Below are 12,925 nucleotides of genomic sequence, written 5' to 3'. Positions count from 1 at the left end.
GGGAGGTTCTCCCAACATGATAAAACTGCAAAAAACAGATTCCGCTGCAGTCCCGTCCGACGGCTTTTTCCGTACCGCGGCGGCTACACCAGTCATTCGAGTTGCCAACTGTGAAGAAAACGCGCAGGCAGTCTATCAGCAGATTGCGGCCTGTGCCGAACACAATGTAGGTGCCGTGGTATTTCCGGAGCTTGCGTTGACCGGCTACACCTGCGGTGACCTGTTCCATGACTGTACCCTGCAGAAAGCCGCAGAAAATGCCCTCGCATGGCTGCTGAAAAAAACCGCTTCCCTGCCCATTCTGTTCGCCGTAGGTGTACCGGTTCTGCACGGTGCCTCCCTGTACAACTGCGCGGCTGTGTGCTGCGGCGGCAGACTTTTGGGACTTTCCGCCAAACGCTTTTTGCCGAATTACAGTGAATTCTATGAGCAGCGCTGGTTTACGCCTGCACCGCAGACACCGCTTTCCGTATCTTTTGCCGGCCAGGAAACAACACTTGGCTCCGGTCTGCTGTACACCTGCCATGAACTGCCGGAATTGGTTATCGGTGTGGAGATATGTGAAGACCTATGGGTACCCGCACCGCCGAGCATTGCAATGGCGCAGGCCGGCGCTACGGTCATATTCAATGCTTCAGCCAGTGACGAAGTCATCAGCAAGGCGGAGTACCGGCAGGACTTGGTGCGCGGACAAAGCGCACGCCTGTACTGTACCTATGTATACGCGGACGCCGGTGAGGGAGAATCGACTACGGACCTTGTCTTTGCTGCGCATAATCTGATTGCCGAAGGTGGTTCCGTGCTGTCGTCCTCCCCGCTGTTCCAAACAGGCATTCTCACCGCGGACACCGATTTAGAGCGCCTGCTGCAGGAACGCCGGCGCACCACCACCTGGCAGGACGTTCCCGCGCCGGCTGAAACGGTCATTCCGTTCTCCTTTGATTACGCCTTTGACCGGCAGCACCTGCAGCGGCGCTTCCCACGAACGCCATTTGTTCCAGAAAGCACAAAAGACCTCGCTGAGCGCTGTGACCGTATTCTTTCTTTGCAGGCAAACGGCCTGAAAACGCGCCTGAAGCATACCGGCATTCGGTCCGCTGTTATCGGTATTTCCGGCGGACTGGACTCTACCCTTGCACTGCTGGTAACGGTGCGCGCTTTTGACCTACTGGGTCTGCCGCGCAGCGGCATTACTGCCATTTCCATGCCGGGTTTTGGCACCACCGGCCGCACCAAAAGCAACGCCGAGGGACTTTCCCGTGCGCTGGGCGTTGCCTTCCGTGAAATTCCCATCGGCGCCGCTGTTCATCAGCATTTTGCGGATATTGGCCACGATGAAGCAGTGCAGGACATCACCTACGAAAACAGCCAGGCACGGGAACGCACGCAAATTCTTATGGATATTTCAAATCAGTCCGGTGGATTGGTTATCGGCACCGGTGACCTTTCGGAGCTGGCGCTGGGCTGGGCCACCTATAACGGCGACCATATGAGTATGTACGGCGTAAACGCTTCCATCCCCAAAACGCTGGTGCGCCATCTGGTGCGCTACGCAGCGCAGGCATTCGGCGGTGAAATCAGCCGTATCCTGCTGGACGTACTGGACACACCAGTCAGTCCAGAACTTCTGCCGCCAAAAGACGGTAAAATCGCCCAAAAGACGGAAGAGGTCGTCGGTCCTTATGAACTGCACGACTATTTTCTGTACTATATGCTTCGTTTCGGCTTTTCGCCGGCAAAAATATACCGCATGGCCGCGGACACCTTTGCCGGTATCTATTCGCCGTCTGAAATTTTCCGCTGGCTGAAAAAGTTCTATCAGCGCTTTTTCCATCAGCAGTTCAAGCGCAGCTGCCTGCCGGACAGCCCCAAAGTCGGTACCATTACGCTTTCACCCCGCGGTGACTGGCGTATGCCAAGCGATGCCAGTGTTCACCTATGGATGAAAGAACTGGACAAGCTGGCCGATACCCTTTCCCTATAACGATTTTTACCGAAGCTTTCGTATAATCGAAGGTCCCCTGGACAGGCTAATTGCCAAAGGGGGCCTTTTTTACTATGCAGATTACACAGCAGCAGTACAAGTCCATGTATGAAGAAGCCTCACCCAACAGCAACCTATTCGTTGACTGCCTTTGGGCCTTCGGCGTCGGCGGCGGCATCTGTGCCGTGGGGCAATGGCTCTGCAACTTGTACCAGTCCGTGGGGCTGGACAAAGACACCGCCAGCACATGGGTTTCCATCACGCTGATTGCGGCCACCGCTCTGCTCACTGCCTGCCGCGTTTTTGACAATTTGGCAAAGCACGCCGGCGCCGGCACCATTGTGCCCATTACCGGTTTTGCAAACAGCATTGTCTCCCCTGCCATGGAGTTTAAAAGCGAAGGTTTGGTACTCGGGCTGGGTGCCAAAATGTTCACGGTAGCGGGGCCTGTGCTGGTGTACGGCACCACTGCCAGTGTAATATACGGCCTGATTCTGTACCTTTTCCAATAAAACCAGCCGTGTGAAAGGAGCAGATTTGTTTTGATACAGCGCACAGGGAACAGCACCCTGCAGCTGGACCCGCCGGTGTATATCCTCGGCAGCGGGTCCTGTGCAGGAAAAAAAGAGGGAGAAGGCCCGCTGGCAAGTTATTTTGATGCTATCTATTCTGATACCCTACTTGGTATGGATACCTGGGAACAAGCCGAAAGCCGCCTGCAAACTGAGGCGGTCAAAACCGCCCTGCACAAGGCCGGCCTGCAGCCGTCAGATATTCAGTATATCTTTGCCGGTGACCTGCTCAATCAGTGTATTTCCTCCACCTATGGCCTGCGGGACATGAACATCCCGTTCCTGGGACAGTACGGGGCCTGCTCCACCATGGCGCAGACCATGGGAATGGCCGCGGCATTTGTCGCGGGCGGTGCCGCGGAAAACGCCGCGGCGGTCACCAGCAGCCATTTCTGCTCGGCAGAACGGCAGTTTCGTTTTCCGCTGGAATACGGTGGTCAGCGCACACCAACCTCCCAGTGGACCACAACTGGCGCAGGCTCGGTCATTCTCGGCAAACGCAGCGCACCGGTTTCGATTACGGAAGTAACCTTCGGCCGTATGACGGATTTGGGCGTAAACGATGCCAACAATATGGGCGCTGCCATGGCACCGGCAGCTGTGCGCACCCTGACCGATTACCTGACAGATACCGACCACGTTCCGGCTGATTTTGACCTGATTCTGACCGGTGACCTCGGTTATGTCGGCAGCCGCCTTCTGCGTCAGATGATGCGCAAAGCTGGGTGGGATATTGAGACACTTCACAACGACTGCGGGCTGATGATTTACGACCGCAAAAAGCAGGACGTTCACGCGGGCGGCTCCGGCTGCGGATGCAGCGGTTCCGTTGTCTGCGGATATATCCTGCGTCAGCTGGAGGCCGGTGTCCTGCACGACGTATTATTCCTTGCAACCGGCGCGCTTATGTCCCCCACCGCCCTGCAGCAGGGAGAAAACATTGTAGGTATTTCTCACTTAGTACACCTGCACAGTGACGAACCGCCAAAAGAATCATAAACGAAAGGCCGCGGCTGTTTTTTAAGCCGCGGCCTTTTTTCTTTTTCTTGTTTACTCTCCGGTCGTTTCTCCTGCAATAAACGCTTCCAACGAGGACGTATCAATCCCCGCCTGTGTACGCAGATTCACATACAACTGTCCGGTGATAAGCATCAGGCCGCCGGCCAAGTTGCTTTCAATATTGAGCGGCAGAACCGGGTCGTGCACACTCAGGCGCAGCAGTGCCCAGCCATCTCCCGCCTGTTTGTCGAAGGAAAGACGTACGCCTTCACAGCCGTCCGGGTCAATATGCCAGTGCGGCTGATGACTTGCACATTGGCGCAGATTTTCCATGGCCTGCTCCCCTGTTTTGCGAAAGTCCTCATCAAGAATCGGCAGACGCAGTTCCACCGTTTCCTCTGGCTCCGGCAGCGCCGCAATCAAATCTTTCAGACTTTTGCCTTCCCGGCACAGAGAAGCGGCTTTGATAATGATTTTCGTCACCAAATAAGCGCCATCATCCAAAAAATAATTTTCCCGCATGGCAGCATGGCCGCTGGTTTCAATGGCAAGCGGGCAGTTGACACCCGCTGCATTCAGACGAAGCGCCTCGTCAATCACATTGCGGTAGCCGCGTTTGAAGCGGCGCTGTTTTCCGCCGAGGTCCTGTTCAATAAATGTTTTCAGTCCGTCGCTGGTGACAGAATCCGTGACAATCGTCGCACCGGGATTGTCTTCCAGTGCAATGGCACTCGCTACTGCAATCAAACGATTTTTGTTTAGCTCATTGCCCTCGCTGTCCACGGCACCGCCGCGGTCCACATCGGTGTCGAAAATGACGCCGAGGTCGGCATGATTCTCTAATACGGCCCTGCGCGCCGCCGCCATAGCTTTTCCGTTTTCCGGATTTGGAATATGGTTTGGAAACATTCCGTCCGGTGTAAGATACTGGCTGCCGGAAGTATCCGCGCCCAGCGGCCGCAGTACATCCGAGGCATAAAATCCGCCCGCACCGTTGCCGGCATCTACTACAATATGAAATCCCTGCAGCGGAAGGTCATAGTCCTTTGCGTTAACGCCCTTTTTAATCATTTCACGCAGGCGGGTGCTGTACTGCCGCATATAGTCTGTATCCTGTACGGTGCCCTGTGCGGCGGGCGGCGTGTCGCCGTTCTGTGCGTGCAGCAGGATTTCCTCAATATCACTGCCTTCCAATCCGCCGTTCCGAGTGAAAAATTTAAGACCGTTGCGGTAAAAGGGATGGTGACTGGCGGTAATCTGCACCGCACCGGTACAGCTCAGGTCCACCGTTGTCATAAACATGCTAGGGGTAGAGGCCAGTCCGCAGCACAGTACCCGGCACCCGGCACTTTTCAGTGTTTGAACAACATCTGCCTGAATGCGTTCCGCCGAAATGCGGGAATCATGCCCAACAGAAATTGTCATCTTTTCCGGCACCGTTCCGGTTTTATTCGCCAGCCATAGGACAAACCCTGCCGTCATTTTACAGATATTTTCATCTGTCAGGTCCACCGCCTGGCCGTCTGGTGCACCCGGGCTGGCAACGCCGCGGATATCTGTTCCGCTTTTAAAATGGTTCCAGTATTTTTCGAGCATATATGCTTCCTCCCTGTAAATACCGCAGAAGCGCGGGGAAAATTTCCGATTTTTATTGATTTTTCTTATTATATCGCAAGAAATGGAATTTGTAAAATAGAAGTGTTGTATTATTACATAAAAAATTTTTATACGTTTCTATTTTTTTAAGAAATATCTTAGAAACAATATGAAAAACTTTATGCTTCGTACGATTGACAAATAAAAGGCCTTTGTTATAATAGAAGAGGTCGGCCATGCGGCCGGATACAATCCACGTCTATGGAAGAAAAGGGGGATTCAATATGTCAGGATCTTTGCTGGAGCTTCACGATGTTGATGTTCCAAATTTCCTCAGCCTGCTGGAAAAGTGCAAGGGGAATGTTTATCTGGTTTCCGATGAAGGTGACAAGCTGAACCTAAAAAGCAAGTTGTGCCAGCTGGTAGGTCTTACCCGGCTCATCGAGGGCGGAAAGATTGCTTCCTGCTACATTTCCTGCGACAACCCGGACGACGAGTCCATGCTTTTCCGCTTCAACCTATATGGCAGTGCGGCGGTAAAGACCGAAAAATAATCAACATTGACCAGGCAGCCGCCCCTAGGGGCGGCTTTTTGTCTGCAAAGGAGAGAATGAATTCATGAAAAAAGTATTTCGATTTCTTGCCGGCGCACTAGCACCGCTGTTTCTGCTGTGCGGCTGCCAACTTAGCACAGACACCATCGGCTCCGCTGCCCCTGTACAGCAGGTTACCGGCAGTGCTGCGGCAAGTCAGAGCAGTTCCGTCGCCTCAGCCGCCGGAAAGAACACGGTGTGGTTCTTTGATGTGGGACAAGGGGACAGCGAACTGCTGCAACTGGCCGACGGAAAGAACATTTTAATTGACGCTGGCACATCGGAGTGCGGCAGCTATCTTGTCAAGGAACTAAAAAGCCTTGGCATTCAAAAGTTGGACATGGTCGTTGCCACACACCCCCATGCGGACCATATCGGTGGTATGCAGAAAATTGTAGAAAACTTCTCCATCGGTCAATATTATATGCCGCGCATAGCCGATAAAGACGTTCCTACTTCCGCCACTTATTCCCATCTGCTGCGGGCCATACAGAAAAAGGGCATAAAAGCCACCCCAGTGAAAGCCGGTCTGACCATGCTCAGCGATAGCACCTGCAAGGCCGTTTTTTTGGCACCAAAGTCCGCCTCCTATAAAGCACTAAACAATTATTCCGCCGTTCTTATGGTAACCATCGGGCAGAAAAAGTTTTTGTTTACCGGTGATGCCGAAAAGGAAAGCGAACAGCAAATGGTACAGGGCGGTGCCGCACTGCACGCGGATGTTTTAAAATGCGGTCATCACGGCAGCAAAACCAGCACGTCCGCTTCCTTTTTAAAGGCTGTGTCCCCTACGTACGCGGTCATCTCCTGTGGACGCAAAAATGACTACGGCTTTCCGCCGCAGCAGACACTGTCCCATTTAAAGGCTTCTGGTGTGCAGATTTACCGTACAGATGAACAAAAAACCATTTGTGCACACACGGACGGCAAAAGCATCTCCTTTACCACCGGGCTCGCTTCTGTAACAGGGACCTGACGTATTCTTTATACACGAAAGCATCCGCAGAGAAAGACTTCTCTCCGCGGATGCTTTTTGTTTACTGAAAGGATGCTTTATCCGTTCCGGTTCTCATTCAGGAACCGGTCCCAGTCAAAGTCATCGCTGGATTTTTTCTTTGGCACAGCGGGTGCCGGACAGGACGATGCCGCTGGCTGTCGACTAGACACAGCCGGCGCAGTGGAAGCAGACGCTGTATGCTGCTGATAAGTAGGCGTCTGACGAGCAAATGCCGAAGAGGAATGCTGCACCTGGGCCGCTGTGGGGCGCCCGCGCAGGTTTCGCGGCAGGGCATTGGAGGTAAGCGGCGGCTGGTGGCCGCGGGACCCCATGCGGGCTGTACGTGCCTGCTGTGCACGCTTCTTTGCCTCTTTATCCGTAAAATCCGGAATTACAATCGTGTCCTGGTCCTGCTGTTCCACCGTACGGGACGGTTTTTCCGTTTTCACTGCAGGGGACGGAACAATCGGCGGACGTGTGCGCTCTATGAATTCTTCATATTCCTCACGGTGCTGAATGCCGTCGCTGCTGGAATTGATATCTGTAAAGTCATGAATGGTATCATCCGGTGCTTTTGGCTCCCGCCGTGCAGCCACTGCCGCGGCAGCAGCACGGGCCTCCGCCGCGCGGACCGCTGCCTGTGCACGCTGGGATGCCTCAAGGCTGCTTTGTGAAACCGGAGGTGTCGGCGGCACAACAGGACCTGTGTCCTCACCGGAGAAGGAATCGTTATATCCATCATCCGACCGAATATCGGAACCGCCGCCTGCACCGCCGCCGGGCCGACCGCCGTGGCCGCCCCGGCGCTTTGTCGAGAAGAACTGCAGGTAAACAAAGGCACCTATGCCGCATGCCGCCGCAATGAGCAGAACAACACCCACAATGAACATGCTGGAAACGCCGTTGCTTTTACCGCTGGTCACTGCGCCGGCGCCGCCGGCCGCCGCACTGGACGCGGAACCCGTTCCGGGAGACGAAGCGCTTTCATTATATAAATCATTCCAGTCCTCCGAACTGGCGTCTGGTGTGACCGAGCCGCCAAGAGCAGAAGCGCTCTGGTTAATTTGGCTTTCATAAGTATTGGGCGTAGCTGAACGGGAAGTGCCCTTCCGGCTGCCTACAGAATTGTCCGGGTCTACATAAGTGGCAGATGTGGAGTTTCGGCTGGAAGACCTGCTGCGGGATTGGTCGGTATCCGCCTTGCTTGATGACCGCGACGAACTGCTGTGGGAGTGGTCCTGTGTTCCTCCATCATCGTTATCGTTGTTTCTGCTCCCATCGTCATCGCTCGTACTGTGGGAAGAATGATGGTGGGGAGGACGGCTGGTTGACTGGGTTGGCTGGTCGTCAGTATCGGCATCACTGCTGTACGGGGTGCCCGGCGGAACTTCACCGCCCTGCGATATGGTTGTACCGGACTGCGAATCCGTTTCGGTATCGCCGCTTTCGGCCAAAGCCGTTAAACTAAATGTGGAAACCGCAAAAAACAGGGTAAACAGCAAAAGCAGTGTGCGAACTGTCTTTTTCTTCACGTTTACGTACCTCCTGTAAAAAAGCGGAGTAAAACGCTCCGCTATACATTTTCTATTCACTTATTCTTTTTGATTAATACTGTTTTTTATTCTAGCACAAACTAAGGCCCGAATACAAGTAGTATCGTGCAACAGGATTTCCGCATTCACAAAGAATTTTTTCGCACAAAAGGCAAAAATGGCACCAATTTTTACCTCTCACAGTCCGGCGGTGAAACATTCAGGTTTTCTGCCAGTACATCCCGCGCCAAAAGCTCCAAGTCATGGAACGTTTCCAGTTCCCCCGCCCACCGGCGAAACTGTGCCGCGCCGCGCAGTCCGTGCAGGTACCACGACACATGTTTGCGCGCCTCCCGCATGGCATGGTGCTCTCCTTTATATTCCACCATTTTGGAAATATGCTCTAACATGACAGTCAGGCGCTGATAAATGCCCGGTTCCGGCACAATTTCCACCTGATTCTGCAGTGCCGCATTGATTTGCTGAAAAATCCACGGATTTCCCATGGCACTGCGCCCAATCATCACAGCGTCACAGCCGGTTTGTTCCAAAAGATGTGCCGCGGAAACCGGTCCTGTCACATCTCCGTTGCCGATAACCGGCACATTCACCGCCCGCTTCACCGCGCGGATAACGCGCCAGTCCACGCCGGGCCGATACATCTGCATTTTGGTACGGGCGTGTACCGTAATGGCATCCGCACCAGCATCCGCACACGCTTTGGCTACCTCCACCGCATTGATGCTTCCGCTGTCCCAGCCCGTGCGCATTTTCACGGTGACCGGTACATTCACCGCGTTCTTGACGGCCGCAACGATTTCCGCGCAGAGCTCCGGCTGTTTCATCAGCGCCGCGCCGCTGCCGGAAGCGTTGATTTTCGGCACCGGACAGCCCATATTGATGTCTATAATGTCCGGCGAAAAAGCCAGCGCCTGTTTGGCAGCCTGTGCCATGGTATCCGGCTCGCTGCCGAAAATCTGCAGGCCGCAGGGATGTTCTTTTGGACCAATCTCCATTAGCGCTGCGGTCTTTTTGTCGTGATACTGCAGCGCTTTGGAACTAACCATCTCGGTAACACAATAACCTGCCCCAAAGCGGATACACATCTCCCGGAAGGCGCGGTCGGTCACGCCCGCCATAGGGGCCAGCAGTGCGCGGCCCGTCAGTTCTACATTCCCTATTTTCAGCATTGATTTCCTCCTGCAGATGAAAGACTCTTTCCGTATTATAACACGCTTTTGGCGACAAACCAAAGCCTGCACGTCCTTTTTGCGGTGGAGCGCGGCACTTCTCTTCCACGCACCGGGAAAACGTGGTATACTTTTAAGGAATCCCCTCTGGAGGTGAAACTTTATGGATATCTTAACTTCTTCTGCTTTTTTGGGGCAGCTGCACACGCTGCTGCGGAAGGAATCACCGCTGGAAAACGGTTCGTACAGCCGCATGGTCCTGCAGGAAGAAACACTGGACAAGCTGGAGGTGCAGCATTGTACGTTTTCTTCCTGCACTTTTTCCGGCTGTAGTCTGGCTGGTGCTTCTTTTACGGACGTGCAGTTCCAGAACTGCGACCTTTCCAACAGCCTATTGACGGACGCCTACTTTGCCCGCTGCCGCTTCATTAGCTGCCGGTGCATCGGCACCAACCTGAACGGCTCTGTTATGCGCCGCTGCACCATAGAGCAAAGCACCTTCCAATATGCCGATTTTGACCACACCAAGATGACGGACACCGTCCTGACAGACACCGATTTTACCGAGGCGGCTATATCGGAAGCGAAATGTAAACGTCTGTCCCTGCACGGCTGCCGCTTTGTCAAAAATTATTTTTTTAAAACGCCGCTTGCCGGCATTGACTTTTCCACCGGAACCTTTTGCTCTCCGGTCGTTTCATGGCCGCCGACGGAGCTGAAAGGGGCCACCGTCAGCCTGACACAGGCCGCCGCACTTGCGGGCCTGCTAGGTGTAAAAGTGAACCTCTAGTTCATTCAATATAATAGGAATCATAAAACTGCCGCAATCAATGATAACTCCGGAGGTACTTTATGGAATTACTCGTCCTGGACGGGAACAGCATTTTAAACCGCGCCTTTTACGGTATTAAGCTTCTGACCACCAAAGAAGGCTTATATACAAACGGTATTTATGGCTTTATGACTGTGCTGCAAAAACTGGAAAAGGAAGTGCAGCCGGACGCGACTGCCATTGCCTTTGACCTGAATGCGCCCACCTTCCGCCACAAACGCTATGCTGGATACAAGGCCAATCGCCACGGAATGCCGGAGGAACTGGCACAACAGCTGCCAAACCTCAAAAAGCTGCTGACGCTGCTGGGATACCGGCTGGTAACCTGTGAAGGATATGAGGCGGATGATATTCTGGGCACGCTGGGGGCCGCCTGCACCCGCCGCAAAGATACCTGTGTCATTGCCACTGGTGACCGTGACAGTCTGCAGCTGGTCGGGCCGTATGTTTCCGTCCGGCTGGCCCGCACAAAATACGGACAGCCACAGGTCACCCTGTACGATGAACAACGCGTTATGGAGGAATTCGGTGTAACACCGCCGGAAATGATTGAAATCAAAGCCCTGCAGGGTGACTCCTCCGACTGTATCCCCGGCGTTAGGGGTATCGGGCCAAAAGGTGCCGGTCAGCTGATACAGCAGTACCACTCGATTGATTATATTTATGACCATTTAAAAGAGCTGGATATTCGCGAGAGTATGCGGCAAAAGTTGGAAAACGGCCGTGAAAGTGCCTACCTGTCCCGCGAGCTGGGGACCATCCGCACCGATGTGCCCGTTGGCACCGATATTCAGGGCTATGTCCGTGGCCCGGTACAGAAGCAGGAAGCGACTGACCTCATGCGGCGTCTGGAATTCTTTAAAATGCTGGAATCCCTGGACCTTGGCGACACCGTGGAACAGTCGAACCCTGCCGAGGCAGACACAGCGGTTGCCCTTGTGCTGCACCCAGATATAGAACAGCTGTGCAGTAAACTGAAAGCCGACGGGCATCTGTATCTCGCGGGCATCTTTGAGGGCCGCAGCCTTCAGCGCTTGAGCGTGGTACATAAGCAGGCCGTCTTCCTGCTGGAGTCCCCGCAGGAATGGGACCGCGTTTTCGCGCTTCATCTGCCCTGCTGTACCTTTGACAGCAAGCTGCTCTACCTTGCCGTGGAATCTTCCGGCGCGGAACTTCTTGTGGAAACGGACGCTCTGCTGGCTGCCTACCTGCTGAACCCGACCGCCAAAAGCTACAGCTATGCGCATCTGTGTCAGGAATACGGCATTCCGCTCCCCTCCTCTGTTACACCGAAGGGGCTGCAGCCGCAGGACCTAATGCGTATGGACACTCTTTCTGCCTGTGGGCAGTGGCAGTCCTTACCGCAGTTGTGCAGTGTGCTGGAAAAAAATATTTCCGAAGCGAACCAAACCACCCTGCTGCAAAACATTGAGCAGCCGCTGGCACGCATACTGGCCCATATGGAACAAGCCGGCTTTGCCGTGGACGCCAAGAGAATTGCCGCCTATGGAGATGTGCTGGCTCAAAAAGCAGACGCCCTCCAAAAACAAATTTGGGAAGAAGTCGGGTACGAATTTAACCTGAACAGCCCCAAACAGCTAGGTGAGGCACTGTTCGTCAAGCTGGGCCTGCCACATGGCAAAAAAACAAAAAGCGGCTGGTCCACCAGCGCCGCTGTTCTGGAAAATCTTCGGTATGACAATCCGGTCGTGGAATTGGTCCTGCAGTACCGCACCGTCAGCAAACTGAAGTCCACCTACTGCGACGGCCTGTTGAAGGTCATTGCGCCGGACGAACGCATTCACTCCAGCTTTAACCAAACCGAAACACGCACCGGCCGCATTAGTTCCACGGAGCCGAACCTGCAGAACATTCCGGTCCGTACGGACATTGGCCGTGAGCTGCGCCGCTTTTTTGTGGCAAAACCCGGCTGTGTGCTGATTGACGCCGATTATTCGCAGATTGAGCTGCGGGTACTGGCGCATACCGCCAACGATAAAAACATGATTGACGCCTTCCGCAGCGGTGAGGATATTCACCGCGCCACCGCCGCACAGGTGTTCCATATGCCGGAGGAAATGGTCACACCGCTGATGCGCAGCCGTGCAAAAGCCGTCAACTTCGGTATTGTATATGGTATCGGTGCCTTTTCTCTCTCCAAACAACTGCACATCACTCGCCAGGAAGCAGATGCCTATATTCGGGATTACCTGCAGCATTACAGCGGTATCAACGACTATATGCAGCGCATGGTAGAGGAAGCCAAACAGAAAGGCTACGCCGAAACGATTTTCGGCCGGCGGCGATATCTGCCGGAACTGAAAAGCAGCAACTTCAACCTGCGCTCCTTTGGGGAACGCGTCGCACGCAATATGCCTATTCAGGGCGCGGCGGCTGACATTATTAAAATTGCCATGATTCACGTGGAAAACCGCCTTCACCGAGAGGGCCTTTCTTCACAGCTGATTCTGCAGGTTCACGATGAACTGATTGTCGAGGCACCAGAGGCGGAAGCGGAAACGGCCAAAGCGCTGCTGCAGGAAGAAATGGAGAACGCTGCGCAGCTTTCTGTGCCGCTGGTAGCGGACGCAAAAATCGGCAAAACGTGGTACGAAGCAAAAGCTTGACTG

Annotated in this window: 10 protein-coding genes; 7 read left to right on the top strand and 3 right to left on the bottom strand. The window is 54.1% G+C overall.

Annotated elements, in window-relative coordinates:
- Positions 1-16 precede the first annotated feature (16 nt).
- The 3 genes from GJQ69_RS01325 (at position 17) to spoVAD (ending at position 3,555) form a co-directional block, all read left to right on the top strand.
- Positions 17-1,984, top strand: a complete 1,968-nt coding sequence (locus tag GJQ69_RS01325) for an NAD(+) synthase (RefSeq protein ID WP_086036601.1) — start codon at positions 17-19, stop codon at positions 1,982-1,984.
- A 74-nt stretch (positions 1,985-2,058) separates the two neighbouring features.
- Positions 2,059-2,496: a stage V sporulation protein AC gene (gene spoVAC, locus GJQ69_RS01320; protein ID WP_086036602.1), complete on the top strand. Its 438-nt coding sequence runs from the start codon at positions 2,059-2,061 to the stop codon at positions 2,494-2,496.
- A 30-nt stretch (positions 2,497-2,526) separates the two neighbouring features.
- On the top strand, positions 2,527-3,555 hold the full coding sequence (spoVAD, locus tag GJQ69_RS01315) for a stage V sporulation protein AD (RefSeq protein ID WP_086036603.1): 1,029 nt from the start codon (positions 2,527-2,529) through the stop codon (positions 3,553-3,555).
- A gap of 51 nt (positions 3,556-3,606) precedes the next feature.
- Here spoVAD and GJQ69_RS01310 read toward each other — a convergent pair whose 3' ends face one another.
- Entirely contained in the window at positions 3,607-5,151 is a 1,545-nt protein-coding gene (locus GJQ69_RS01310) for a phosphohexomutase domain-containing protein (RefSeq protein ID WP_086036604.1), read from the bottom strand.
- Between the two features lie 284 nt (positions 5,152-5,435).
- Here GJQ69_RS01310 and GJQ69_RS01305 point away from each other — a divergent pair, with 284 nt between their 5' ends.
- The gene (locus tag GJQ69_RS01305; protein ID WP_086036605.1) at positions 5,436-5,705 is read left to right on the top strand and encodes a hypothetical protein; all 270 of its coding nucleotides are present in this window, start codon (positions 5,436-5,438) and stop codon (positions 5,703-5,705) included.
- A gap of 64 nt (positions 5,706-5,769) precedes the next feature.
- Positions 5,770-6,720: a ComEC/Rec2 family competence protein gene (locus tag GJQ69_RS01300; RefSeq protein WP_086036606.1), complete on the top strand. Its 951-nt coding sequence runs from the start codon at positions 5,770-5,772 to the stop codon at positions 6,718-6,720.
- Between the two features lie 77 nt (positions 6,721-6,797).
- Here GJQ69_RS01300 and GJQ69_RS01295 read toward each other — a convergent pair whose 3' ends face one another.
- Entirely contained in the window at positions 6,798-8,273 is a 1,476-nt protein-coding gene (locus GJQ69_RS01295; RefSeq protein WP_086036607.1) for a hypothetical protein, read from the bottom strand.
- A gap of 191 nt (positions 8,274-8,464) precedes the next feature.
- On the bottom strand, positions 8,465-9,463 hold the full coding sequence (gene dusB, locus GJQ69_RS01290; protein ID WP_086036608.1) for a tRNA dihydrouridine synthase DusB: 999 nt from the start codon (positions 9,461-9,463) through the stop codon (positions 8,465-8,467).
- A 163-nt stretch (positions 9,464-9,626) separates the two neighbouring features.
- On the opposite strand from dusB, the gene GJQ69_RS01285 reads away from it, so the two are divergent.
- Entirely contained in the window at positions 9,627-10,253 is a 627-nt protein-coding gene (locus GJQ69_RS01285) for a pentapeptide repeat-containing protein (RefSeq protein ID WP_086036609.1), read from the top strand.
- 62 nt (positions 10,254-10,315) lie between these two features.
- Positions 10,316-12,922, top strand: a complete 2,607-nt coding sequence (gene polA, locus GJQ69_RS01280; protein WP_086036610.1) for a DNA polymerase I — start codon at positions 10,316-10,318, stop codon at positions 12,920-12,922.
- The last annotated feature ends 3 nt before the right edge of the window (positions 12,923-12,925 follow it).

Origin of the sequence: Caproicibacterium lactatifermentans (assembly GCF_013315815.1) — a bacterium.
GTDB classification, from domain to species: Bacteria; Bacillota; Clostridia; order Oscillospirales; family Acutalibacteraceae; genus Caproicibacterium; species Caproicibacterium lactatifermentans.
The sequence above is the reverse complement of the archived record's forward strand: the minus strand, read 5'-3'. Positions and strand labels throughout refer to the sequence as shown.